Origin of the sequence: Demequina silvatica (genome assembly GCF_000971215.1) — a bacterium.
GTDB classification, from domain to species: Bacteria; Actinomycetota; Actinomycetes; order Actinomycetales; family Demequinaceae; genus Demequina; species Demequina silvatica.
Window position 1 is genome coordinate 182671 of sequence record NZ_BBMA01000004.1, and the last position, 24933, is coordinate 207603.

Below are 24933 nucleotides of genomic sequence, written 5' to 3' on the forward strand. Positions count from 1 at the left end.
GCGGGGTTGTGAAGAGCGGACCTCAGTCTAGCCGCGGACGATGCGCGGGTTCAGGTCCTCGGTCGGGGGCGCCCAGGCGTCGGCGTCGGCGGGGACCTGGTCGCCCGAACGGATGTCCTTGACCTCGCCGTCGGGGCTGGTGCCGTCACCCGCCGCGGGGAACCACACGAACGGGATGCCGCGACGGTCCGCGTACTGGATCTGCTTGCCGAACTTGGCGGCGTTGGGCGACACCTCGCACGCGATTCCGCGGGCGCGCAGGCGGTCCGCGATCGCGGTGGATGCGGCGCGGTGCTCCTCGTCGGTGACGGCGACCAGCACGGCCTGCGGCACGGAGCGGCTCGCGGTCGCGAGGCCCGCACCCAGCATGCGGCTCACCAGCCGGCTCACGCCGATCGACATGCCCACCCCGGGGAAGCCGCCGCCCGCGACAAGCGAGTCGTAGCGGCCGCCCGAGCAGATCGAGCCGAGGTCCTCGTGGCCGTCCAGGACGGTCTCGTAGACCGCGCCCGTGTAGTAGTCGAGGCCGCGCGCGATCCGTAGGTCCGCGATCGCGGTCTCCGGGACGGCGGCGTTGACCGCGTCCACCAGCGCCGCGAGGGACCGGGCGCCGCGATCGAACTGGGCCCGCGCATCGTCCGCCTCCTCGACGATGGGGCTGTGATCCCAGAGCGCCTCGACCAGGTCCAGGAAGGAGCCGTCGGGCGTCTGGATCGCGGCGAGCTCGAGGATCGCGTCGACGGCCTCGGCGCTCACGCCCTTGCCGTGGAGCTCCTCGCGCACGCCGTCGGGGCCGATCTTGTCGAGCTTGTCGACGCTGCGCAGCGCGCCGGCGACGTCGGCGATCCCGACGCCGCGGTAGAAGCCCTCCACGAGAGCGCGGTTGTTGAGGTGCATGCGCGCGGGCGGGAGCGGGAGGGCGCGCAGGGCGCGCGCCATGACGATCGCGACCTCGGCCTCGAGGTGCTCGGGCAGGGAGTCACGTCCGACCACGTCGATGTCCGCCTGGTAGAACTCGCGGAAGCGGCCCTCCTGCGGCCGCTCGCCGCGCCACACCTTCTGGATCTGGAAACGGCGGAACGGGAAGTTGAGGCGGCCCTGGTTCTCCTCGACGTACCTCGCGAAGGGGACCGTGAGGTCGAAGTGGAGGCCGAGCTTGGCCTCGCGACCGGCCTGCTCGTCCGCGTTGAGGCGGCCGATCGCGTAGATCTCCTTCGACGCGTCCGAGTCGCCGGCGAGGCGCTCGACGGGCTCCACGGCGCGGGTCTCGATCTCGCCGAACCCGTGCAGCGCGAACACCTCGCGCAGCGTCGCGAGGACATGCGCCTCGACCAGGCGCTCCTGCGGGGACCATTCGGGGAATCCGGAGAGGGGTTGCACGCGTGCCATGCCCGCCATTGTTCCGCATGCGCCCGCCCTAGACTGACCTGGCACATCACCGGGATGAGGAAGACTCGATGACCCACAACAAGCAGACCAAGGCGCAGGCGGCCAAGAGGCAGCACGCGTACGAGGCGCGCATGGCCGCGAAGCAGCGCAAGCGCGACCGCACCATCCGTATGACCGCGATCATCCTGATCGTGGCGCTGGTGCTCGGAGGCGGGCTCGCGGTGATCCTCACCGCGATCAACGCCAACCGGGAGGAGCGGGCGGCCGCCGAGGCGTCCGCCGCCGCGTCCGAGGATGCCCAGGTCGAGCTCGAGTCCGGCTGGGCCGTCTCCCCCGAGCCGCCGGACCCGTCCTACGCGGAGGACCGCACCTGGACCGCGACGCTCGCGACCAACCAGGGCGACATCGAGATCGAGCTCGACGGCGCGGCCGCGCCGCAGGCGGTCGCGAGCTTCGTCAAGCTCGCCGAGGAGGGCTACTTCGACGGCACCGGCTGCCACCGCCTCACCACCGCGGGCATCTACGTGCTCCAGTGCGGCGACCCGACGGGCACCGGCACGGGCGGCCCGGGCTACCGCTACGGCCCCGTGGAGAACGCCCCGGAGGACGACGTCTACCCGGCCGGCACCATCGCGATGGCCCGCGTCGGGGGCGACGGCGAGTCGATGGGAAGCCAGTTCTTCATCGTCTACCAGGACTCCACCATCCCGTCCGACGCGGCGGGCGGCTACACCGTGCTCGGCCAGGTGGTCGCCGGAAACGCTAATGTTGAGCGTGTTGCCGACGCAGGCACCATCACCGGGGACACCGACGGTGCCCCCGCAATGTCCGTCATCGTGAACGAGGTATCCGTCTCATGACCGAGTCGTCCGACGCTCCGGCGCCGAAGACCGAGGCCCCCGAGGCCGCGTCCCAGCCCACCCCCGAGACCGTGGCGGAGGTGACCGAGACCGTGGCGGTCGCCGCCGAGGTGACCCCCGTGGAGGAGGTGGCTGCCGACGCGCCTGCCGACGCGCCTGCCGAGGCACCCGCCGAGGAGGAGGCGCCCGCCGCAGAGCCGGCCACCGCGGAGGCGACCGCCGAGGAGGAGGCGCCCGCCGCATCGTCCGCTCCCAAGAAGGCCCCGCGTCCGCGCGCACCCAAGCCGGGCGCGTTCAAGGCGCCCTCCCCCGCGGCCGTCGCCAAGCAGGCGACGCACACCGTGGTGGTGGTGCCGGTCGCCGCCGAGGTGCCCGAGGAGCGCTTCGAGGAGGCGCTCGCGCACGGCCTGGTGGAGGACGGCAAGGCGTACGTGATCGTCGCCGAGGAGCGCGTCGAGGTGGGCCCGGCCGAGGACGACGAGGCGCTCAAGCCCTACGCTCACGCCTACTTCGAGCTCGAGGCCTCGGTGGAGCGCTTCCACGCCCGCCTGTCCTCCGCGGAACTCTCCCCCAAGGACATCGACGACTCGATCGCGAGCATCGAGGCGATCCTCACGCCGCCGAGCGTGGTGGGCGACCTCGACACCCTGGGCGAGCGCTACGCCGCCGTCAAGGCCGAGGCCGAGGAGACGCGCACCCGCATCCAGGAGGAGCGCCGCGTGGCCCGCGAGGCCGCGGTGGCCGCGCGCGAGGAGATCGTGTCGACCGCCGAGGCGCTCGCCGCGAAGCCCGAGACGCAGGTCCACTGGAAGAACGACACCGCGACCCTGCGCGGCCTGCTCGACGCCTGGAAGGAGGCGCAGCGCTCCGGCGCCCGCATCCCCAAGGACGTCGAGCGCGCGCTGTGGACCCGGTTCACGCACGCCCGCTCCGCGTTCGAGAAGGCCCGCAAGCACCACTTCGCGGAGCTCGACCGCTCCAACGCGGACGTCGCCGGCCGCAAGGAGGACCTGGTCGCGCAGGCCGAGCGCCTCGCCCAGTCCACCGACTGGGACACCGGCGCGCGCGGCTTCCGCGACCTCATGAACGAATGGCGCACCGCCGGCCGCGGACGCCGTTCCGTGGACGACGCGCTGTGGAAGAGGTTCCAGGCGGCGCAGGACTCCTTCTTCGAGGCGCGCCGCGGTGCCGCCGACGCCGAGGACGAGGCCCTGTCGGGCAACGTCGAGGCGAAGGAGGCCGCCGTGGCCGAGGCCGAGGCGCTCCTGCCCATCAAGGACCTCAACGCCACCAAGCAGGCGCTGCGTCCCATCCAGGACCGCTTCGAGGCCGCGGGCCGCGTCCCGCGCGCCGACATCGCCCGTCTGTCCAAGCGCATGGGCGCCGTCGAGAAGGCGGTCCGCGACGCCGAGGACGCCGAGTGGAACTCGCGCAACCCCGAGCTCGAGGCGCGCGCCTCGGGTGCGGCCGCGCAGCTGGGCTCCGCGATCGCGGCGCTCGAGGCCGAGATCGCCGAGGCGAAGGCCAAGGGCAAGGACACCAAGAAGCTCGAGGAGTCGCTGGCGGCCCGCCAGCAGTGGCTCACGCAGATCGAGGGGCTCGCGTAGCGCGCGCCCTCCCGTCCAGGCTCCGAGGCCCCGTCACCGCGAAGGTGGCGGGGCCTCGCCGCTTCCCGCCCGGCTGCCGGACCCGAGCACTGCTCCACACCGCACCGGGAATGTGAACGGTCACCCCGGCAGTTTCAGTCGCAGATCACAGGTCACCGGTGGAGGAGTGCACATCCCGTGTGGAGGGGTGTCCGCACGGTGTGAGAAGGGCGCCGTCCACAGGGGCTCGCCCTCCCGCCCGAGGCACGCGACCCTGGACGGATGATCCTGGTGCCGCCGAGCGACGTGGGCCCGGCCGCCTACGCCCGCCTGCTGCGCGACCGCGCGCTGATGCGCGTCCTGCCCGGGGTGGCGCGCCCCGCGGACATCCCCGACTCCCCCGGCCTGCGCGCACTCGCCGCCGCGGACCGCGTCCCGACGCACGTGGTCCTCACGGGCCTCGCGGCTCTGTGGGCGCACGGATGGCGGGACGATGCGCCGGCCGCGTGGCACGCCGTAGGCATCCGGGGGCTCTACCGACCGGCGGGCACGGAGGTGCTGCTGCATTCGGGGCCCACGGCGCGGCTCGGCCGGACGGTCGAGGGCGGCCTGCGGCTCGCTCCCCCGGCCCGCGCCTGCATCGACGCGCTGCGCTGGGAGCCGCCCGAGGCGGCGCTCGCCACGGTGGGCGGCGCCGTCGCGCGCGGGCGCCTCACGCCAGGCGAGCTCGAGGGCGCCCAGCGCTGGGACGCCAGGAACACCGCCGGCTACGCGCGGGTCGCCAGCCTGGTCGAGGCGATCAGGGTCGCTTGGTCCCGGTGATGCGGCGGGCGTCGTAGACGCCGTCGATGCGGCGCACCGCGGACAGGATCGCGCCCAGGTGCGACGGGTCCGCCATCTCGAACTGGAAGCTCGACATGGCGACGCGGTCGCGGGTGGTCGATACGTTCGCGGACAGGATGTTGACGTGGTGGTCGGACAACACCTGGGTGACGTCGGACAGCAGCCGGTTGCGGTCGAGCGCCTCGACCTCGATCTGCACCAGGAACGTGCCCGCGGAGTGCCCGGTCCATTCGACGTCGATGAGCCGCTCGCTCTGGTTGTTGAGCTGCGCGAGGTTGTCGCAGTCCGCGCGGTGCACCGAGACGCCGGAGCCGCGGGTGATGAAGCCCTGGATCGGGTCGCCCGGCACCGGCGTGCAGCAGCGCGCGAGCTTGACCACCACGTCGGTGAGCCCGTGGACGGACACGCCCGGGTCCCCGCGCCGCGCGGCGCGCGCCGGCGGCAGCCCGGGGCGGGTGATCTCGGTGAGGTCCTCGTCCGCGCCCTCCTGGCCGCCCACGGCGTCGGTCATGCGGGCGACCACGTCCGCCGCCTGCTCCTTGTGCTCGCCGATGGCGGCGTAGAGCGAGTCGACGTCCTCGTAGTGCATCTCCTTCGCCAGGGCGAGGAGCGTGGGACGGCTCATGAGGCGCTGCATGGGCAGCTGCTGGCGGCGGATCGCGCGGGCGAGCATGTCGCGCCCGGTCTCGATGGACTCCTCGCGCCGCTCGCGCGTGAACCACTGGCGGATCTTGTTGCGTGCGCGCGTCGACTGCACGAACTCGAGCCAGTCGCGCTTGGGGTGCGCGTTCTCGTCGGAGGTGGTGAGCACCTCGACGGTGTCGCCGTTCTCGAGCGTGGAGTCGAGCGGCACCAGCCGGCCGTTGACCTTCGCGCCGATGGTCTTGTGACCCACCTCGGTGTGGACCGCGTACGCGAAGTCGATGGGCGTGGCGCCCTGCGGGAGCGACAGGAGCTTGCCTCGCGGAGTGAAGACGTAGACCTCCGCCTTGGAGATCTCGCCGCGCAGGCTGTCGAGGAATTCGGTGGGGTCCGCGGTCTCCTGCTGCCAGTCCGCGATCTGGCGCAGCCAGCCCATCTCCCCGCCGCCGCGCGTGGAGGTGCCGGTCTTGGCGGTCTCCTTGTAGCGCCAGTGCGCGGCGAGGCCGTACTCGGCACGACGGTGCATGTCGTAGGTGCGGATCTGCAGCTCGACGGGCTTGCCGGTGGGACCGATCACCGTGGTGTGCAGCGACTGGTAGAGGTTGAACTTGGGCATCGCGATGTAGTCCTTGAACCGGCCCGGGACGGGCTGGTACCTCGCGTGCATCGCGCCCAGCACCGCGTAGCAGTCGCGGACCGTCTCGACCAGGATGCGGATGCCCACCAGGTCGTAGATGTCGTTGAGGTCGCGGCCCCGCACGATCATCTTCTGGTACACCGAGTAGTAGTGCTTGGGGCGGCCGGTGATCTCGCCCTTGATCTTCATGCCGCGGAGGTCCTTCTCGATCTCCGCGCGGACCTGCGCCAGGTACTTCTCGCGCTCGGGCGCCCGCTCCGTGACGACGTCGACGATCTCCTGGTAGATCTTCGGGTACAGCGTCTGGAAGCTGAGGTCCTCGAGCTCCCACTTGATCGCGTTGAGGCCCATGCGGTGCGCGAGCGGTGCGTAGATCTCGAGCGTCTCCTGCGCCTTCTTGCGCGCGGACTCCGGCGCCACGTACTTCCACGTCCGGGCGTTGTGCAGGCGGTCGCACAGCTTGAGCAGCAGCACGCGGATGTCCTTGGCCATCGCCACGACCATCTTGCGCACGGTCTCCGCCTGCGCCGCGTCCCCGTACTTGACCTTGTCGAGCTTGGTGACGCCGTCGACGATCATCGCGACCTCGTCGCCGAACTCCTGCTGCATGCGCTCGAGCGAGAACTCCGTGTCCTCGACCACGTCATGCAGCAGCGCCGCCGCGATCACCGAGTCCGTCATGCCCAGGTCCGCGATGATCTGCGCGACCGCGATGGGGTGCGTGATGTACGGCTCGCCGCTCTTGCGCTTCTGGCCGCGGTGCGCCTCCTCGGCGACCTTGTACGCGCGCTCGATCAGCCCCGTCCGTCCGCGCGGGTACATGCGGCGATACGTGTCGAGCACGCCGTCGATCGCGCTGGCCTCCCGGCTCCCCCGGCGCAGGAATCCGAGCCCGAGCGTGCCGGTCGAGGGACGGGTCTCTGTCACGCGCACCTCCGAGGCTGGTAGACCGACAGTCTATCCGCGCCGCCCGACAGCCCGACACGCCCTCCGTCTGTACCAAAGACGACGGACGGGGGACGATGCGGCGGTCACCGCATCGTCCCCCGTCACCCGACGCCTGGTGTCAGGCCTTCCGCTTCTTGCGCTTGGGCTGTGCCGCCGTGCCCTGGTGGCGGCCGCGGTTGACCGCCCCGACGCGCACGTCGCCGTCGTCGGAGACCGCAACGTCGGTGTCGCCGGAGGCGCGCAGCTCGAGGACCTTCCTGGTGTGCTCGACGATCTTGGGCTCGTAGTCGCGCAGCGCGACCTCGACCGGCGTCGCGACGAAGATCGACGAGTACGTGCCGACCGCCATGCCGACGAACAGCGCGAGCGAGATGTCCTTCAGCGTGCCGGCGCCCAGGATGAACGAGCCGATGAAGAGGATCGCGGACACCGGCAGCAGCGCCACCACGGAGGTGTTGATCGAGCGCACCAGGGTCTGGTTGAGGCCCAGGTTCGCGAGCTCGTCGTACGTGTAGCGGTGCTGCGACGTGAGGTTCTGCGTGTTCTCGCGGATCTTGTCGAACACCACCACCGTGTCGTACAGCGAGTAGCCGAGGATGGTGAGGAAGCCGATCACCGACGCGGGCGTGACCTCGAACCCGACGAGCGCGTAGACGCCCACGGTGATGATGAGGTCGTGCGCGAGGGCGATGAGCGCCGCCGCCGCCATCCGCCACGCGCGGAAGTACAGCGACATCACGATGCCGACGAGGATGAGGAACACCACGAGCGACTGGACCGCGGCCTTGCCCACGGACGCGCCCCAGGTGGGGCCGATCTGCGTGAAGCTGACCTGGTCCTCGGGGACGTCGTAGGCCTCGGCGAGCGCCGAGGTGATCTCGCGGCCGGTCTCGGTGTCGACCACGCCGATCTGGATGCGGACGTCGCTGTCGCCGAGCACGGTGACGCGCGCGGTGGCGTCGGGCGCGAGCTCCTCGATCACGGCCTGCGCCTCGGCGGGCTCGGTGATCGAGGTCTCGGTGACGCGGAACTCCGTGCCGCCCTCGAAGTCGATGCCGGCGTTGAGGCCCTTGGTGAACAGCGCCACCAGGGACAGCGCGACCAGGATGCCGGACACGATGAACCAGCGCTTGCGCTGCGCGACGATCGGGTAGGTCTTCTCCCCGGAGTGGAGCTTGTTGCCCCATTCGGCCAGGCTGAGCTTCATCGGGTCTCCTCCCCCTCGGGGCGGGCGTCGTCGGCGTCGGAGGTCGCGGTGGCGGGAGCGGCGGCGACGCCGATCCCGGCGGCCGCGGCCTTGCGCTCGGCGAGCGTGGGCTGGCCGGTGACGATGCGTCCGCGGCCCTTGTACATGGTGTCCCGACCCAGCTGGCGCGGGTCGAGCCCCGACCACTTGTGGCCGTGCGAGAAGAACGGCCGCTTGCCCAGCAGCATGAGGATCGGGTGGGTGAAGAGCATCACGACGAGCACGTCGACGAGGGTGGTGAGACCGAGCGTGAACGCGAAGCCTCGCACGCCGCCGACGGCAAGCAGGTAGAGCACCACGGCCGCGAGCACGTTGATCGCGTCGGACGCGAGGATGGTGCGGCGCGCACGGCGCCAGCCGTGGTTGATCGCGGCCTGCAGGGTGCGGCCCTCGCGCAGCTCGTCCCTCACGCGTTCGAAGTAGACGATGAACGAGTCCGCCGTCACACCGATCGCGACGATCAGGCCGGCGACGCCGGCGAGGGACAGGCGGTAGCCGATCAGCCAGGACAGCAGCGCGATGAGCACGTAGGTGATCGCGCCCGCGATGACGAGCGAGCCTACCGTGACGAGGCCGAGCGCGCGGTACTGGATGAGCGAGTAGATGACCACCAGGAGGAGGCCGATCGCGCCGGCGATCAGACCCTTCTGGAGCTGGTCGGCGCCGAGCGTCGCGGAGATCTGCTGCTCCGACTGCACCTCGAGCGTCATGGGCAGCGCGCCGAACTTGAGCTGGTTGGCCAGCTGCTCGGCGGACTCCTGGGTGAAGGATCCGGTGATGGACGCCTCGCCGCCGGTGATGGTCTGCGACACGGCCGGAGCGGAGATCACGACGCCGTCGAGCACCATGGCGAACTGGTCGCGGGGCGACTCGAGCTCCTTGATGCGGCCGGTGGTCTCGGCGAACTTGTCGCCGCCCTCGTTGGTGAGCTCGAGGCGGACCTCGAAGCGGCCGGTCAGGGTGCCGGCCGAGTTGTACTCGGGGCCGGAGGTCGCGGTGGCGACGTCGGTGCCGTCCATCTCGACGGGACCCATGATGTACTTCGCGAGGCCGTCCTGGTCGCAGGCGACGTCGGCCTGGGTCGGGTCGCCGGGCGTGACGCCGGAGAGGTTGGCCGGGTCGGTGCAGTCGAGCGCGTCGTAGCGCTCCTGCACGTCGGCGGTGATCCACTCGAGCGAGGACGGGTCGGTGCCCTCGGCCGGGGCCTCGGCCTCGGCGGACGCGGAGGCGGACGCGCTGGGCTCGGCGGACGCGCTCGCGCTGGGCTCCGGGGTGGCGGACTCGGCCGGCTCGGCGGTCTCGTCCGCGGAGGCCGACGCGCTCGGCTCAGGAGTGGCGGACGCGTCCGTGGTGGTGGTCGGGAGCGGCGAACCCGAGACCAGCACGGGACGGAACTGGAGCTGCGCGCTCTGGCGCACCAGGTCCACCGTCTCCTCGGACGGGTTGCCCGGCAGCGCGACCACGATGTTCTGGCCCTGCGTGCTGATCTCCGCCTCGGCGACGCCGGAGGCGTCGATGCGACGGCGGATGATGTCGACGGCCTGATCGAGGTCCGCCTGGTCGATGGTCTCCTCGCTGCCCTCGGCGAAGGCCGGGGACAGCACGATCTCGCGGCCGCCGGCCAGGTCGAGCGCCAGGTTGGGCGTCCAGGACGCGTTGCCGAACACCACCCCCAGCGCCAGGGTGCCGTAGAGCACGACGATGATCGCGCCCAGCCAGGTCAGCGCACGACGCGCCTCGTTCTTCACACGTGCCACAGGAATCCTCACGGTCTCGGCTCGCTTGAGCCCCGAGTGATTCTAGCCAGGCTCGGGCGGCACCCGGTGACCCTGGGGCGTGTCAGTCGAAGAGGCGGCCGCCGGATTCGCCGCTGATCGCGTCCGCGGGTGGCCTGAGGCCCAGGTGGAGCCACGCGTCCGCGGTCGCGATGCGGCCCCGCGGCGTGCGGCTCATCAGCCCCTCGCGCACCAGGAACGGCTCCGCGACGGTCTCGACGGTCTCCATCTCCTCGCCCACCGTCACGGCGAGCGTCGACAGCCCCACGGGACCGCCGGCGAAGCGCGTGCACAGGGCCTTGAGCACGGCGCGGTCCAGGCGGTCGAGGCCGCGCTCGTCGACCTCGTACACGGCGAGCGCTTCGCGTGCCGCCTCGAGGTTCGCGCGCCCGGTGCCGTGCACCTCGGCCCAGTCGCGCACGCGCCGCAGCAGCCGGTTCGCGATGCGGGGCGTGCCACGGGAGCGGGATGCGATCTCGTGCGCGGCGTCGTGGGTGATCGAGACCCCCAGCCGTCCGGCGGAGCGGACCACGATGGCCATCAGCTCTTGCGTCTCGTAGAAGTCGAGGTGGCCGGTGAACCCGAAGCGGTCGCGCAGCGGCGCGGGCAGCAGCCCGGCGCGCGTGGTCGCGCCCACCACCGTGAACGCGGGCAGGCTCAGCGGGATCGAGGTCGCGCCCGCGCCCTTGCCCACCACCACGTCGACGCGGAAGTCCTCCATCGCGAGGTAGAGCATCTCCTCGGCGGGACGCGCGAGGCGGTGGATCTCGTCGAGGAACAGCACGTCGCCCTCGTCGAGCGAGCTGAGGATCGCGGCGAGGTCCCCGGCGTGCTGGATCGCGGGGCCGGAGGTCAGCCGCAGCGTCGCGCCCAGCTCCGCCGCGATGATCATCGCGAGCGTGGTCTTGCCTAGTCCCGGCGGGCCCGACAGCAGCACGTGGTCCGGCGGGGTGCCGCGCCCGGTCGCGGCGCTGAGCACCAGCGAGAGCTGCTCGCGCACCACGCGCTGGCCCACGAACTCGTCGAGGTTGGACGGCCGTAGCGCGGCCTCGTTCGAGCGCTCGATCGCGTCCGCGTCGGGGCTCACCACGCGGGCCTCGTCATCCACGCGTGCCTCCCAGGTGCTTGAGCGCGGCCCTCAGCGCGGTGCCGGTCCCGTCCGCCGCGAGCGGATCGGGGGCGACCGCGTCGACGGCCGCCTGCGCTTGCTTGACGGGATAGCCCAGGCCCACCAGGGCCTCGACCACCTCTCCGCGCGCGTCCGCCGCGGGCGCGCCCGGCGCGTCCTCGGGCAGCACCAGCTTGCCGCCCAGCTCGAGCAGCAGCCGTGACGCGACCTTGGGGCCGATCCCGGGGACCTTGGTGAGCGCCTTCTGGTCACCCGCGGCGACGGCGCCCGCGAGTGCCTCGGGCGAGTGGACGGCGAGCATCGCGAGGGCGAGCTTGGCGCCCACGCCCTGCACGCTCTGGAGCTGCTCGAACGTGTCGCGCTCCCCCGCGCTGAGGAAGCCGAACAGCGTCATCGAGTCCTCGCGCACCACCAGGTGGGTGTGCAGCGTGGCGTCCTGGCCGGTGCGCAGCTCGGCGAGCGCGGCCGGCGTCGCGAGGACGCGGTAGCCCACCCCGGCGACGTCCAGCACCAGCGCCGTCGTGCCCGCATGCGCCACGGTCCCCCTGAGCTGTGCGATCACGCCGATCCCCTTTCGAACACCTGTGCGAACAGGCTAGCGGACGCGTGCGACAACGGGCCCCTACCCGCGGCGGCGCGCCGCCTTCTCCGCGGCGGCCCACTGCCGCTGCGCGGCGGTGCTCGCGCCGGAGCCCACCGGGGCCGCTCCCCCGCGCCACGCGTGGGCGATGGCGATCGCGAGGGCGTCCGCCGCATCGGCCGGGCGCGGCGCCTCCGCCAGCCCGAGGAGGCGCGTCACCATGAACGTCACCTGCGCCTTGTCGGCGCGGCCGTTGCCGGTGACGGCGGCCTTCACCTCGGACGGCGTGTAGAGCGTGATGGGCAGGCCGCGGCGCTCCGCGGCGAGCATGATGACGCCCGACACCTGGGCGGTGCCCATGATGGTGGAGACGTCGGAGCGCGCGAAGATGCGCTCCATCGCGACGGCCTCGGGCCGGTGCTCGTCGAGCACGGCCTCGAGGACCGTCGCGATCTGGGCGAGACGCGCGGGCGTCTCGTGGGTGGAGGGGGACGTCGCGACCCGGACGTCGAGCATGGCGACGCGACGCGCGGAACCCGACTCGACCACACCCAGGCCGCACCTGGTGAGGCCGGGGTCGACCCCCAGGATGCGCATCGTCCCTCGCCGTCGGCCGTCAGGCCTGCGCGGCCTCGAGCACCTCGTCGGACGCATCGAAGTTCGCCCACACGTTCTGGACGTCGTCCGAGTCCTCGAGGGCGTCGATGAGGCGCAGCATCTTGCGCGCGCCGTCGACGTCGAGCTCGATCTTCATCGAGGGCATGAACGTCGCCTCGGCGCTCTCGTAGTCGATGCCGGCCTCCTGCAGCGCGGAGCGCACGGACACGAAGTCGGTGGCCTCGGAGATGATCTCGTACACCTCGCCGAGGTCCGTGATCTCCTCCGCGCCCGCCTCGAGCGTCGCCTCCATGAGCGAGTCCTCGGTGGCGCCGCCCTCCTTGGACACGATCACCTGGCCCTTGCGCGAGAACAGGTAGGACACCGAACCGGGGTCAGCGAGCGTGCCGTTGTTGCGGGTGAGCGCGACGCGCACCTCGGTGGCCGCGCGGTTGCGGTTGTCGGTGAGGCACTCGATGAGCACCGCGACGCCGTTGGGGCCGTAGCCCTCGTACATGATGGTCTCGTAGTCGGCGCCGCCGGCCTCGAGGCCCGACCCGCGCTTGACGGCGCGGTCGATGTTGTCGTTCGGGACGGACGACTTCTTCGCCTTCTGCACCGCGTCGAACAGGGTCGGGTTGCCCGCGAGGTCACCGCCGCCGGTACGCGCCGCGACCTCGATGTTCTTGATGAGCTTGGCGAACAGCTTGCCGCGCTTGGCGTCGATGGCGGCCTTCTTGTGCTTGGTCGTCGCCCACTTGGAATGCCCGGACACGTGTGCTCCTCGTCGAATGTCGGTCTGGAATCCCGTCCAGTGTAGTGCGTGGGGGGTCCCGCGCTCAGCGCGGCGCGAGCATGATGACGCCCGCGCCCACCAGGCACAGCGCGGCGCCCGTCCAGTCCCACACGTCGGGCCGGAAGCGGTCCACCACGATCCCCCACGCGAGCGACCCCGCCACGAAGATCCCGCCGTACGCCGCGAGCACGCGCCCGAAGTTCGGGTCGGGCTGCAGCGTGGCGATGAGGCCGTACGCGGCGAGCGACACCATGCCCAGGCCCACGAACAGCGCGCCGCGGTGCTCCCGCACGCCCTGCCACACCAGCCACGCGCCGCCGATCTCGGCGAGCGCCGCGGCCACGAAGACGAGGACGATGCGCGCGACTGTCATGCGCCGACCCTAGCGGGGACGATGCGCGGGCCGGGTCGCGCGGTCAGCCCACCAGGTCGAGGAGCAGGCGGTGGACGCGGTCGTCGTGGACGGCGCCCGGCTCGGCGATCTCGGGATGGAAGGACGTCGCGAGGGCGTTGCCATGGCGCACCGCGACGGGGTGGCGCGAGCCGTCGGGGCCCGCGGCGGTCGCGAGGACCTCGACGGCGGGGTCCCAGGCCTCGACCCAGGGCGCGCGGATGAAGGTGGCGTGCATGGTCGAGCCGTCGGGCTCCCACACCAGCTCGGTCTCCGCGGAGTCCACCTGGCGGCCGAACGCGTTGCGGCGCACCGTCATCGGGATCGCGCCCAGGCTGCGCTGGCCGTCGATGGCGCCCACCAGGTCGGTCGCGAGCATGATCATGCCGGCGCAGGAGCCCATCACGGGCATGCCGGCGTGGATCCGCGCGCGCAGCGGCTCGAACAGGTCGAACGCGCGCAGCAGCTTGTCGATGGTGGTGGACTCGCCGCCGGGGATGATGAGCGCGTCGACGGCCTCGAGCTCGGCGAGGCGGCGCACGCCCACCGCGGTCGCGCCCACGCGCGTCGCCGCCGCCAGGTGCTCGCGCACGTCTCCCTGCAGGGCCAGCACGCCCACGGTGCTCATTCGTCCACCTCTCCCAGGTCCCTGGTGACGCCGTCCCAGTCGAGGAACCACGCCCACGTCTCTCTCAGCTGCGCGGGGAACACCTCGATGGGCGACTCGCGCAGGTCCTGCTCGGTGAGCCAGGCCACCTCGTCGATGGTCTCCAGCTCGATCGCGGTCCACTCGGCCGCGGTGCGGTCGCGCCGCTCCGCGTCCTCGAGCCGGCCCACGTAGATCTCCTCGAACTGCGTGTACGGCTTGGAGGCGAAGTCGAAGATCGCGGTGCGCCGCCAGACCGGGCCCACCAGCTCGTCGGTCTCGAGGACCAGGCCTGTCTCCTCGGCGAGCTCGCGGACCGCTGCCGCGCGCATCGTCTCCCCGTCCTCGAGGCCCCCGCCCGGGGTGAACCAGAAGTAGCGCTCGACGTCGTGGGGATCATGCCCCCGCACCATGAGGAGGCGGGTCTCCCCCGCCGCGCGCGACACCAGGAGCACGCGGGCGCCGCGACGGTGGATGCGATCCCCCGACGCGGCGCCCATGCGTGCATGTACCTCGGTGCTTACCAGCCGCGCTCGGCGAGGCGGTGCGGCTCGGGGATCTCGTCCACGTTGATGCCGACCATCGCCTCGCCCAGGCCGCGCGACACGTCCGCGATGACCGAAGGGTCGTCGTAGAACGTGGTGGCCTTGACGATCGCCTTGGCGCGCGTGGCCGGGTCGCCCGACTTGAAGATGCCGGAGCCGACGAACACGCCCTCGGCGCCCAGCTGCATCATCATCGCGGCGTCCGCGGGGGTGGCGATGCCGCCCGCGGTGAAGAGCACCACGGGGAGCTTGCCGGTCTCGGCGATCTCCTGGACCAGCGGCAGCGGCGCCTGGAGCTCCTTGGCGGCCACGTAGAGCTCGTCCTTGGGCAGCGAGGTGAGCGCCTGGATCTCGGCGCGGATCTTGCGCATGTGGGTGGTCGCGTTGGAGACGTCGCCGGTGCCGGCCTCGCCCTTCGAGCGGATCATGGCCGCGCCCTCGGAGATGCGGCGCAGCGCCTCGCCCAGGTTGGTCGCGCCGCAGACGAAGGGAACGGTGAAGTTCCACTTGTCGATGTGGTGCGTGTAGTCGGCCGGGGTGAGCACCTCGGACTCGTCGATGTAGTCGACGCCCAGGCTCTCGAGCACCTGCGCCTCGACGAAGTGGCCGATGCGGGCCTTCGCCATCACGGGGATCGAGACGGCGTCGATGATGCCCTGGATCATGTCGGGGTCGCTCATGCGCGACACGCCGCCCTGCGCGCGGATGTCGGCGGGGACGCGCTCGAGGGCCATGACGGCGACGGCGCCGGCGTCCTCCGCGATCTTCGCCTGGTCCGGGGTGACCACGTCCATGATGACGCCGCCCTTGAGCATCTCGGCCATGCCGCGCTTCACAAGGTCGGTCCCTACCTGGGGCTTCGTGGTCTCGTCGATGGTGCTCATGGGGTGCTGACGTCCTTCGTCGGATGGGGATGGAACTCGGCGTCCATCCTAATGGCGTCGCGGTACGTCTCCTCGACACGTGGCGCGACGTTTGACCAGTCGAACGCCGCGGCGCACTCGCGCCCGCGCTCGGCCAGCTCCTCGCGACCCGCCGGGTCGTCGAGCAGCTCGTTGATGATCGCGGCGAGCGACGCCGGGTCGCCCACCGCGTGATGCGCGGCCGCGTGGCCGCCGTCGGCGATCGTCGACACGTCCATGAAGGCCGTGAGGTCGGAGGCGACCACGGCGGCGCCCGCCGCCATCGCCTCCACCAGGACGATCCCGAAGCTCTCGCCGCCCGTGTTGGGGGCGCAGTAGATGTCCACCGAGGCCATGAAGCGGGCCTTCTGGTCCTCGTCGAGCTCGCCGATCACCTCGGCGCCCGCGCGGGCGGCCTTCGCGGCGATGCGGTCGGAGAACCGGCCCGCGACCAGGAAGCGCGCGTGCGGGTGGCGCGCGCGCACGGCGGGGATCGCGGCGAGCAGGTCCTCGAGTCCCTTGCGGGGCTCGTCGAGGCGGCCGAGGATCCCGATCGTGGGAGCCTCGCGCGTGCCCTCCCAGCGCCGGTCCGCGCGGGCGCGCACGTAGCGCGACGTGTCCACGCCGTTGGGGATGATGTGCGTGGCCTGGACGCGCAGGTGGTCGCGGATGGTCGCGGCCGCGGAGGGCGACACCGCGATGCGCGCGTCGAGCTCCTCGTAGCCGGGCTTGATCCACGGCTTCGCGAGGCGCATCGCGACCGACTCGGACTGCGACGAATGGAACGTGGCCACCGTGGGCCCGATGCGCGCCCACATCGCGATGAGGCTCAGCGAGGGCGCGCCCGGCTCGTGCAGGTGCACCACGTCGAAGTGGCCCAGCTTCAGCCATTCCCGCACGCGGCTCGCGGCGACCAGCCCGAAGGTGAGGCGCGCGGTCGACCCGTTGTAGCGGATGGGCAGCGACCGTCCCGCGCTCGACACGTAGGCCGGCACCGGGGTGTCCTCGGCGGCGGGGGCGAGCACGGACACGTCGTGGCCGCGCTCCATCAGCGCCTTCGCCAGGTCGAGCACGTGCAGCTGGACGCCGCCCGGCCTGTCGAGCGAGTACGGGCACACGATCCCGATCCTCATCGCTCCGACCCCGTCCATCCGAACCGCTGCAGCATGTGCCAGTCCTGAGGATGCCGCGCGATCTCCGCTGCCAGGAACTGTACCCACGCCCGGGTGAGGTGCCCCACGCGGTCCTCGGCCGGCGCATCGTCCGGCAGCGAGGCCGGCCCGAAGTGAAGGACCACCCCCCACCGCGACCGGGCCGCGAGCCGGCGGCGGCCGTGGAGACGCTCGTAGTAGACGTGCACGGGGATGAGCGGCGCGCCGATCGCGACGGCGAGCGCGGCGGGGCCGGGGGCGACCTTGACGCCGTGGCCCCACATGTCCACCTCGATGCCCGAGCCGGACAGGTCGCGGTCGGCGAGGAGGCACATGAGACCGCCCTGGCGCTTGCCTAGACGAATGAGTTCACGGAACGTCGAGCCGCCCTCGTGGCCCAGGATGGTCATGCCGACCTTCTCGCGCAGCGCGACGAACTCGTCGAACACCTCGCGGGGCTTGAGGATCTCCGCGACCGAGGTGACGGGCGCGATGTGGCGGCACGCGTACGCGCCCACCAGGTCCCAGTTGCCGGAGTGCGACAGCGCGAGCACCGCGGTGCCGTCCGCGGCGACCCGGGCGCGGGCGCCGTGCGGGTCCTCGACGCGGACGCGGGCGTCGACCACGCGGTCCGTCATGCGGCCCAGCTCGAACGTCTCGGCGTAGTAGCGCGCGGCGGACGCCATGCCGGCGCGGCTCAGCGCGCGCAGCTCCGCGCCCTCGAGGCCGGTGACCCGGTGGAGGTTGTCCTCGAGGCGGCGCGCAGGCTTCGCGCGGCGGCGCCACTGCGCGTCGAAGCCCGCCCACAGCAGGACGCGCGTGAGCGAACGGGGCGCGTACCGCGAGGCGCGGAACGCGAGGAGCATGCCGTTCATTCGTGCGGGTACGGCTGCGGCTGTCCGTCGAGGCGGGCGTTCCACTCGGGGTGGAGCCGCGCCTGTCGCACCACCGCCCAGATGCGCTGGCCCACCGTGATGGCGGCGAGGATGGTGAGGATCCACAGCGCTCCGGTGAGCACCCACAGGGGGAACAGCCCGAGGCCGTAGAAGCCCACCGCGACCAGCGAGATCACCAGGCGGTCGGAGCGCTCCGCGAGCCCGAAGTTCGCCGCGACGCCCATGCCCTCCGCCTTGGCGCGCGCGTACGGCACCAGCGAGCCGATCGCGAGGCACAGCAGCGCGCCGAGCGCCGTGATCCGGGAGATGTCGATGAACACCCAGGTGAGGGTGCCGAAGATGGCGGCGTCCGCGACCCGGTCGAGCGTGGAGTCGAGGAACGCCCCCAGCCGCGAGCTCTTGCCGCCCAGGCGCGCCATGGTCCCGTCGAGCATGTCGGTCACCACGAAGAACGTGATGAACAGCGTGCCCCAGAAGAGCCAGATGCCGCCGTGCGGGAAGAACAGCACGGCGCCCAGCACCACGCCGACCGTGCCGATCACGGTCATGACGTTCGGGTGGATGCCCCGGGCGAGCAGGAAGCGCGCGGGGGCCTGCCACAGGGCGGCCATGTAGGGCCGGAGCCTGCCGAGCATCTAGTGGTCCTCTCTCCACGCGTCGCTCACGCGACGCCACGTGTCGTCCAGCAGCTGGGGCACGGCCTTGGTCTGCGCGATGATCGGCAGGAAGTTGGTGTCCCCCTCCCAGCGCGGCACCACGTGCTGGTGCAGGTGGCCCGAGATGCCGGCGCCGCCCACGCTGCCCTGGTTCATGCCGATGTTGAAGCCCTGCGGGCCGCTCACGTGGCGCAGGACGCGCATGGCGTCCTGCGTGAGGGCGCTCATCTCGTCCCGCTCGGACTCGGTGCAGTCCGTGTACCAGGCGATATGGCGGTACGGGCACACCATGAGGTGCCCCGGGTTGTACGGGTAGAGGTTGAGCACCACGTAGCAGTGCTCGCCGCGGTGCACCACGAGCGACTCGCGGTCGCCCTCCTCGGCCTTGCGGCACAGCGGGCAGCCGGTGGGGCCGTCGTCGGGCCGCTCGCCCTCGACGTACGCGAGACGGTGGGGGGTCCACAGGCGCTCGAAACCGTCCGGGACCCCTCCCATCGTCTCCGCGTCGAAGGCCTCCGTCACGTCGTCAGACCTGCGCCTTCGAGCGCACGGCCTCGACGATGCGCCGGACGGCCTCCTCGACCGGCACCTGGTTGTCCTGGCTGCCGTCGCGGTAGCGGAAGGACACCGCGTTCGCGTCCGCGTCGTCGCCGCCGGCGATGAGCGTGAAGGGGATCTTCTCCTTGGACGCGGTGCGGATCTTCTTGGGGAAGCGCTCGTCGGACGCGTCGAGCTCCGCACGGATGCCCGCCGCGCGCAGCTGCGCGACCACCTCGCCCAGGTAGTCGTTGAACGGCTCGGCGACGGGGATGGCGCGCACCTGGACCGGCGCGAGCCACACCGGGAACGCGCCCGCGTAGTGCTCGGTGAGGATCGCGAAGAACCGCTCGATCGAGCCGAACAGCGCGCGGTGGATCATGACGGGACGCTGGCGCGAGCCGTCCGAGGCCGTGTACTCGAGCTCGAAGCGCTCGGGCAGGTTGAAGTCGAGCTGGATGGTCGACATCTGCCAGGTGCGCCCGATCGCGTCGCGGGTCTGCACCGAGATCTTGGGGCCGTAGAACGCGGCGCCGCCCGGGTCCGGGACCAGCTCGAGGCCGGAGGCGACGGCGACCTCGCGCAGCGTCTCGGTGGCCTCCTCCCACACCTCGTCGGAGCCCACGAACTTCTCGGGGTTCTTGGTGGAGAGCTCGAGGTAGAAGTCCTCGAGGCCGTAGTCCTTGAGCAGCCCGAGCACGAACTCGAGGGTCTTGGTGAGCTCGTCCTTCATCTGCTCGCGGGTGCAGTAGATGTGGGCGTCGTCCTGCGTGAAGCCGCGGGCGCGGGTCATGCCGTGGACCACGCCGGACTTCTCGTAGCGGTACACGGTGCCGAACTCGAACAGGCGGAGCGGCAGCTCGCGGTACGAGCGGCCGCGCGAGTCGAACACCAGGTTGTGCATGGGGCAGTTCATGGGCTTGAGGTAGTAGTCCTGGCCCTGCTTGGTGACGTTGCCCTCGGCGTCGCGCTCCTCGTCGAGGTGCATCGCCGGGTACATGCCGTCCTTGTACCAGTCGAGGTGACCCGAGACCTCGAACAGGAGGCCCTTGGTCGCGTGGGGCGTGTAGACGAACTCGTAGCCCTCCTCCACGTGACGCTTGCGCGAGTACTCCTCCATCTCCATGCGGATCACGCCGCCCTTGGGGTGGAAGACCGCGAGGCCGGAGCCGATCTCGTCGGGGAAGCTGAAGAGGTCCATCTCCGCGCCGAGCTTGCGGTGGTCGCGGCGCTCGGCCTCGGCCAGGCGCTCCTTGTACGCGACCAGCTCCTCCTTGGACGGCCACGCGGTGCCGTACACGCGCTGGAGCTGCGGGTTCTTCTCGGAGCCCTTCCAGTACGCGGCGGCGGAGCGCATGAGCGACCAGCCGTTCTGCAGCACCCGGGTGGACGGCACGTGGGGGCCGCGGCACAGGTCCTTCCAGGCGACCTCGCCGCCGCGGCGGACGTTGTCGTAGATGGTGATGTCGCCCTCGCCGATCTCGACGGAGGCGCCCTCGGCGCCGTCAGCGTCGTGCGTGAGCAGCTCGCACTTGAAGGGCTCGTGGGCGAGCTCGGCCAGGGCCTCCTCGCGGGTCACCTCGCGGCGCACGAACGCCTGGCCATCCTTGACGATGCGCTGCATCGCCTTCTCGAGCGCCTTGAGGTCCTCGGGGGTGAAGGGGGTCTCGACGTCGAAGTCGTAGTAGAAGCCGTTCTCGATGGGCGGGCCCACGCCGAGCTTCGCGTCGGGGTTGACCTGCTGCACGGCCTGCGCGAGCACGTGCGCGGTCGAGTGACGCAGCACCATGAGCCCGTCCGGGTCGGCGACGGTCACGGCCTCGACGGTCGCGCCGGCCGGAACCTCACGCGCGAGGTCCCACAGGGCGCCGTCGACGCGCATCACCACCACGTCCCTGCGGTCCGCGAACAGGTCGGTGCCCGTGGTGCCCGCTTCGAGCTCTCGCTCGACGCCGTCGATGGTCGCATTCACGCTGGGCACAGGTCACTCCCTAGAAGGTTCGGTGGTACGGGACGATGCTACCGAGCCCGGGCGCCCCGCATCGTCACGGGCGGCGTCGCGAGGGTGGGGGCCTACAGCCCCTGTCCCCCGTCCCACAGACGCTCCGAGGCGCCGGAGACGAGGTTCGCGACGGACATCGCCTGCGCGTCGGTGAGCGACGCGACGTAGTCGATGATGCCGCGGCCGGTCGCGTAGCGGCGCAGCGCGCCCGCGTCTGTGGTGGGCAGCGACTCGGGCCGGCGGTCGCGGACCTTGAGGTAGTCCTCCGCGGCGAGCTCCACCAGGTCGAGCAGGCGGCGCGGCGCGCGGCGCACCTCGTCGTCGTCGTCGAGCCACGCGGCGAAGCTGGTCACCAGCCGCTCGATCACGCTCGCCTGGCCGCGCTGGTACAGCGCGAGGTCCGGGCGGTGCAGCACGAACCTCTCCTGCAGGAACTTCAGCACCGCCACGTCGTGGAAGGCCGCCGCGTCGAGGCTCACGTGGCCCGAGCGTATGTGCGGGTCGCGCGCCACGGTGATCGAGTGCTGCAGGCGCGCGATCCAGCCGGCCATGAAGACCGCGAGGGTGCGGTCCGCCGCCAGCGAGCCGTCGTACGGCACCGACAGCAGGCCGTCCACCACCTCATCGGCGACCCGGGCGACCGACTCGCCGAACGCATCGTCCCCCGCGATCCACGGGTCGTGGCTCACCAGCCGCCGGCGCAGCAGCTCGAGGCCGTGGCCGGGCGTCCGGCGAGCGCGCAGCAGGTCCTCGCGCGGGATGGCCGCGAGCGCGGCGCGGTCGCGGATCCACGTGCGGAACTCCGCGGACACGGCGGCCTGGTTCAGGAGGTCGGCGCGGTAGAAGTCGTCGAGGTCGTGCAGCGAGTAGGCGATGTCGTCGGCGATGTCCATGACGGAGCACTCGACGGTCTGCTGGAGCTCCGCGATCGCGGGGAACGCGGCGCGCGCGGCCTGCATGTGGTCGAGGTCGAGCGTGTAGACCGAGAACTTGCGCGAGCCCTCCCCCGGCCGGCGTGGCGCGATGCCGCGCGGGGAGCCGGCGCCGGGCGTCCAGCCCTCGCCCTGGGCGCGGGCCCACGGGTACTTGAGGACGGCCGCGCGGACGGCGGCGGTCAGGTTGAGGCCGGAGCCGGCGCGGTCGTACTCGTCGAGGCGGGTGAGGATGCGGAACGTCTGCGCGTTGCCCTCGAAGCCCTCCTCGAGCCCGAACCGCTCTCGCGCGAGCCGGTCGAGCGTCTGCTCCCCCAGGTGGCCGAACGGCGGGTGGCCCAGGTCATGCGCGCTCGCCGCCGCCTGCACCACCACGGCGTCGCAGCCGCCCAGGTCGCGCACCAGCGCGCCGCGCTCGCCCCAGTCGCCCGCGAGCGACACGGCGATCGCGCGCGCGACGGCCGTCACCTTGACCGAGTGCGTGAGCCGGTTGTGGACCGCCAGCCCGGCGCCCGACTGGGAGATCACCTGCGTGACGGCGGACAGCCGCGAGAAGTACGGCGAGAAGCGGATCCGCTCGAGGTCGACGCGGTACTCGGGCCGGTACTCGACCAGCTGGAACTCGTCGAGCGTCTCCTGGACCGTGCGGGCGACCCGCGGGTCCGTCGCCACGGGCGTGGCCTCGGTGTCCGCGGCCTCGTCCGTCCCCGCCATGCGTGCCTCCCCGTCCGCCCCTACCGGGACGGTAGCGATGAGGCACGATGCGGGCAAGGCCCCGCGCGGGACGTCGCCTACGCCGCGAACGGGTGGGTCGACAGCACCCGGTAGCGCGCGGCGGAGTCCGGATCGCTCGCGATGACGTGGAGCGCGTCCGGCTGCCACGGGACGGCGAGTGGTCCGTGCGCGAGGGCCTCGTGCGCGGCGGCGCCGTGGAGACGGTGCCGGGAGCGGGCGATGGTGAGGTGCCCGGTGAACGGCCGGTCGCGCGCGGGCAGGCCCTCCTCGGCGAGAGACTCGTCGACGGCGTCCGCGAGGTGCTGCGCGCCGTCGACGGGCAGCGCGACCACCCGCGCGGTCAGCGCGACCGCGTGAGGCCCGATGAGCAGCCGCGGAGCACGGGAGCGGGCCGCCGCGAGTGCGGCGCCACGCTCGACGGCGGCGCGGTCCTGCGTCTCGCCGAGGAAGCGCACGGTGACGTGACGCTCGGAGCGCGGCGTCCAGCGGTCGGCGCCCGCCTCGCGCGCCCGGAACTGCACCGCGGCGTCGAGGACCGCGTCGAGCGCGTCGTCCACCGCGTCCGGCGTCATCACGCCGAGGAACAGCCTCATCCCCCCACTGTGGCACCGCGCCACGGGCATCGCGGCTCGTAGGCTGGCGGCATGGGCGATCCTGACGCGCTCTCGCCGTCGGACCAGGTCAACCTCATGCTCGAGGGCGTCGGGGTGTACGTCCTCACCGTCGTGGGGCTCGCGGGCGTCGGCGGCGCGGTGGCGGGCCCCGATCGGGTGGACCTCGACTCGCTGCGCGCGACCATCGACCAGCGGTCGGCGCGGGAGCCTCGCCTGCGCCGCACGGTGGCGGGCACGGAGGGCGGCTACCGGCTGGTCGACGCCGCGCTGCGCATCGAGGACCACGTGCGGGTGGTCGACCGGGTCGACGGCATGGCCGGGCTCGACGCGCTGTGCGGCACGCTGGCGTCGACACCGCTGCCCCGCGACAAGCCGCTGTGGGAGCTGCTCGTCGTTCCGGGCGCCAACCCCGACGGCATCGCGTGGGTGTCCGCATCCATCACGCGATCGCGGACGGCCGGGCCGCCGCGCGCCTGCTCGACGGGCTGTTCGACCCGCGTCCCGGCAAAGGCGGCGCGCCCCGTCCCGCCCCGAGCCCGGCGCGTCGCCGGCGAGGGCCCGCGTGGCGCCAGCTCGCCACGCTCGTGCGGCCGATGCGCCGCACGGCCTTCGTGGGCCGGAGCGGGCCGGGACGGCGGCTCCGGGTGATCGAGCTGGAGCTGGCGGCGGCCTCCCGCGCCGCGCACGCGCTCGGCGTGAGCATCAACGACGTGGTGCTGGCCTCGGTCGGCGAGGGCGCGCGGGCGGCCTTCGCCGCGCTGGGCGCGGCGGTGCCCGCAGTGCTGCCCGCCTCGGTGCCGGTGCTCCTGCCCGCAGGCGACGGGCGCACCAACCAGGTCGCCGCCTTCACGGCCCGCATCCCGCTGGCGGATGTGGGACCCGCGCGCCGCGCCCGGATGCTCGCGCCCATGACCCGGGTCCGTGCCGCCGACGCGCGCGGCCGGCCGCTCCCTTGGTTCGTGCGCACGCCCGCGGGCGCGCGCCTCATGCGCCGGTACGTGGCGCGGCAGCGCGTGATCGGCCTGCTCTCGACCAACGTGCGCGGGCCCGCCGAATCCCGGCTTCTCTGCGGCGCCCCCGTGGAGAGGGTGTGGGCGCTACCCGTGCTCGCGGGCACCGTGCGGGTGGGGGTGGCGGCGGTGTCATATGCGGGCGCGCTGAACGTGTGCCTGCTGTGGGCGGACGAGCTCGCCGAGGCCGGGGAGCGCATGGCTGACACGGCCGAGGCGGCGTTCGCCTCGCTCCTCGCGCACGCCTGACCGCGGGCACGTGCGCGCCGAGAGACGGCGAGGCCGCCCGGTCGTCCCGGGCGGCCTCGCGAGTCGCGAACCGGCTCACGACGACGCGGCGCTCGGCGCCGATCCGCCCGAGGCCGCCGACCGCGGCGAGGCGGGCGACTGCACCGACACCGGCGACTTGGCCGAGACGGGCGAGACCGGTGAGGCCACGCTGCGCGGCGACACCGGCGACACCGGAGACTTCGCGGAGACCGGGGACGCCACGCTCTTCACCGACACCGGAGACTTCACGGAGACGGGCGACTTCGCCGACACGGGCGACTTGGCCGACACCGGGGACGCCACGCTCTTCACCGACACCGGAGACCTCACGGACACCACCGACGGGACCGACGCCGTGCTCAGCGGCAGCGGCACGATGCTCGACTGCGCGGTGCGCGGCTGCTCGGTGATGGTGCCCTCGGTAGGCACCGTGCGGGGCCCGTCGTCCCCGCCGAGGGCAGTGGCGCTTCCCACGCCCAGCCCGATGACGCCGAGCGACCCGGCGATGATCCACGCACCCCTGCGACCGATGGACATGATGTGCTCCTCCCGCTCTCGGGACCGCCCCGGTGGCCGTCCTCGATGCCTCAAGGCTCGCGACGGCGCATGAGCCTCCTG

25 protein-coding genes are annotated in these 24933 nt (G+C 72.4%); 6 read left to right on the plus strand and 19 right to left on the minus strand.

Annotated elements, in window-relative coordinates; translation table 11 throughout:
- Positions 1–27: 27 nt before the first annotated feature.
- Entirely contained in the window at positions 28–1389 is a 1362-nt protein-coding gene (gene hisS / locus AOM05_RS06715) for a histidine--tRNA ligase (RefSeq protein ID WP_062520570.1), read from the minus strand.
- A gap of 68 nt (positions 1390–1457) precedes the next feature.
- On the opposite strand from hisS, the gene AOM05_RS06720 reads away from it, so the two are divergent.
- The 3 genes from AOM05_RS06720 (at position 1458) to AOM05_RS06730 (ending at position 4657) form a co-directional block, all read left to right on the plus strand.
- On the plus strand, positions 1458–2249 hold the full coding sequence (locus tag AOM05_RS06720) for a peptidylprolyl isomerase (protein WP_062520571.1): 792 nt from the start codon (positions 1458–1460) through the stop codon (positions 2247–2249).
- Entirely contained in the window at positions 2246–3856 is a 1611-nt protein-coding gene (locus AOM05_RS06725) for a DUF349 domain-containing protein (protein ID WP_062520573.1), read from the plus strand. Before AOM05_RS06720 ends, AOM05_RS06725 begins: the two co-directional genes overlap by 4 nt.
- A 261-nt stretch (positions 3857–4117) precedes the next feature.
- On the plus strand, positions 4118–4657 hold the full coding sequence (locus AOM05_RS06730; RefSeq protein ID WP_062520575.1) for a hypothetical protein: 540 nt from the start codon (positions 4118–4120) through the stop codon (positions 4655–4657).
- Here AOM05_RS06730 and AOM05_RS06735 read toward each other — a convergent pair.
- The 18 genes from AOM05_RS06735 to AOM05_RS06820 form a co-directional block, all read right to left on the minus strand.
- Positions 4635–6884: a RelA/SpoT family protein gene (locus AOM05_RS06735; protein WP_228373229.1), complete on the minus strand. Its 2250-nt coding sequence runs from the start codon at positions 6882–6884 to the stop codon at positions 4635–4637. The two genes, AOM05_RS06730 and AOM05_RS06735, sit on opposite strands and share 23 nt — an antisense overlap.
- A gap of 139 nt (positions 6885–7023) precedes the next feature.
- Positions 7024–8112, minus strand: a complete 1089-nt coding sequence (secF, locus tag AOM05_RS06740; RefSeq protein ID WP_062520579.1) for a protein translocase subunit SecF — start codon at positions 8110–8112, stop codon at positions 7024–7026.
- Positions 8109–9908, minus strand: a complete 1800-nt coding sequence (secD, locus tag AOM05_RS06745; protein WP_228373230.1) for a protein translocase subunit SecD — start codon at positions 9906–9908, stop codon at positions 8109–8111. The genes secF and secD overlap by 4 nt, the downstream gene beginning before the upstream one ends.
- Before the next feature lie 82 nt (positions 9909–9990).
- Positions 9991–11034, minus strand: a complete 1044-nt coding sequence (ruvB, locus tag AOM05_RS06750; protein ID WP_062520582.1) for a Holliday junction branch migration DNA helicase RuvB — start codon at positions 11032–11034, stop codon at positions 9991–9993.
- Complete coding sequence (ruvA, locus tag AOM05_RS06755) at positions 11027–11617, minus strand: Holliday junction branch migration protein RuvA (RefSeq protein ID WP_062520584.1); 591 nt, start codon at positions 11615–11617, stop codon at positions 11027–11029. The genes ruvB and ruvA overlap by 8 nt, the downstream gene beginning before the upstream one ends.
- A gap of 60 nt (positions 11618–11677) precedes the next feature.
- Positions 11678–12232, minus strand: a complete 555-nt coding sequence (gene ruvC / locus AOM05_RS06760) for a crossover junction endodeoxyribonuclease RuvC (protein ID WP_062520586.1) — start codon at positions 12230–12232, stop codon at positions 11678–11680.
- Positions 12233–12251: 19 nt separating this feature from the next.
- Positions 12252–13007 carry a YebC/PmpR family DNA-binding transcriptional regulator gene (locus tag AOM05_RS06765; protein WP_062520587.1) on the minus strand — a complete coding sequence of 252 codons (756 nt, stop codon included), beginning with the start codon at positions 13005–13007 and terminating at the stop codon, positions 12252–12254.
- Between the two features lie 64 nt (positions 13008–13071).
- Positions 13072–13401 carry a YnfA family protein gene (locus AOM05_RS06770; RefSeq protein WP_062520589.1) on the minus strand — a complete coding sequence of 110 codons (330 nt, stop codon included), beginning with the start codon at positions 13399–13401 and terminating at the stop codon, positions 13072–13074.
- Between the two features lie 43 nt (positions 13402–13444).
- Positions 13445–14047 carry a pyridoxal 5'-phosphate synthase glutaminase subunit PdxT gene (pdxT, locus tag AOM05_RS06775; RefSeq protein WP_062520591.1) on the minus strand — a complete coding sequence of 201 codons (603 nt, stop codon included), beginning with the start codon at positions 14045–14047 and terminating at the stop codon, positions 13445–13447.
- Positions 14044–14565, minus strand: coding sequence for an NUDIX hydrolase (locus tag AOM05_RS06780; RefSeq protein ID WP_062520593.1), 522 nt, complete (start codon positions 14563–14565; stop codon positions 14044–14046). The genes pdxT and AOM05_RS06780 overlap by 4 nt, the downstream gene beginning before the upstream one ends.
- 20 nt (positions 14566–14585) lie before the next feature.
- Entirely contained in the window at positions 14586–15494 is a 909-nt protein-coding gene (gene pdxS, locus AOM05_RS06785; protein ID WP_062520595.1) for a pyridoxal 5'-phosphate synthase lyase subunit PdxS, read from the minus strand.
- On the minus strand, positions 15491–16645 hold the full coding sequence (locus AOM05_RS06790) for a glycosyltransferase family 4 protein (RefSeq protein WP_187327461.1): 1155 nt from the start codon (positions 16643–16645) through the stop codon (positions 15491–15493). The genes pdxS and AOM05_RS06790 overlap by 4 nt, the downstream gene beginning before the upstream one ends.
- Positions 16642–17529: a phosphatidylinositol mannoside acyltransferase gene (locus AOM05_RS06795; RefSeq protein WP_169746729.1), complete on the minus strand. Its 888-nt coding sequence runs from the start codon at positions 17527–17529 to the stop codon at positions 16642–16644. The genes AOM05_RS06790 and AOM05_RS06795 overlap by 4 nt, the downstream gene beginning before the upstream one ends.
- A gap of 5 nt (positions 17530–17534) precedes the next feature.
- Positions 17535–18194 carry a phosphatidylinositol phosphate synthase gene (pgsA, locus tag AOM05_RS06800; RefSeq protein ID WP_062520601.1) on the minus strand — a complete coding sequence of 220 codons (660 nt, stop codon included), beginning with the start codon at positions 18192–18194 and terminating at the stop codon, positions 17535–17537.
- Positions 18195–18710: an HIT family protein gene (locus AOM05_RS06805; protein WP_156165101.1), complete on the minus strand. Its 516-nt coding sequence runs from the start codon at positions 18708–18710 to the stop codon at positions 18195–18197. It abuts the gene before it with no gap.
- A gap of 31 nt (positions 18711–18741) precedes the next feature.
- The gene (gene thrS, locus AOM05_RS06810; RefSeq protein ID WP_062520606.1) at positions 18742–20733 is read right to left on the minus strand and encodes a threonine--tRNA ligase; all 1992 of its coding nucleotides are present in this window, start codon (positions 20731–20733) and stop codon (positions 18742–18744) included.
- A 92-nt stretch (positions 20734–20825) separates the two neighbouring features.
- Positions 20826–22400 (minus strand): deoxyguanosinetriphosphate triphosphohydrolase family protein, encoded by a 1575-nt coding sequence (locus AOM05_RS06815; protein WP_082097336.1) that lies wholly within the window; start codon positions 22398–22400, stop codon positions 20826–20828.
- A gap of 77 nt (positions 22401–22477) precedes the next feature.
- Positions 22478–23014: a 2'-5' RNA ligase family protein gene (locus AOM05_RS06820; RefSeq protein WP_062520608.1), complete on the minus strand. Its 537-nt coding sequence runs from the start codon at positions 23012–23014 to the stop codon at positions 22478–22480.
- A gap of 51 nt (positions 23015–23065) precedes the next feature.
- Here AOM05_RS06820 and AOM05_RS06825 point away from each other — a divergent pair, with 51 nt between their 5' ends.
- Genes AOM05_RS06825 through AOM05_RS06835 form a run of 3 tightly spaced genes read left to right on the plus strand, consistent with a single transcriptional unit; the run spans position 23066 to position 24925 of the window.
- A complete protein-coding gene (locus AOM05_RS06825; RefSeq protein ID WP_062520610.1) occupies positions 23066–23683 on the plus strand; it encodes a wax ester/triacylglycerol synthase domain-containing protein in 618 nt (205 codons plus the stop codon).
- A complete protein-coding gene (locus tag AOM05_RS06830) occupies positions 23680–24294 on the plus strand; it encodes a WS/DGAT domain-containing protein (protein WP_169746730.1) in 615 nt (204 codons plus the stop codon). Before AOM05_RS06825 ends, AOM05_RS06830 begins: the two co-directional genes overlap by 4 nt.
- Before the next feature lie 10 nt (positions 24295–24304).
- Positions 24305–24925 (plus strand): hypothetical protein, encoded by a 621-nt coding sequence (locus tag AOM05_RS06835; RefSeq protein ID WP_062520616.1) that lies wholly within the window; start codon positions 24305–24307, stop codon positions 24923–24925.
- The last annotated feature ends 8 nt before the right edge of the window (positions 24926–24933 follow it).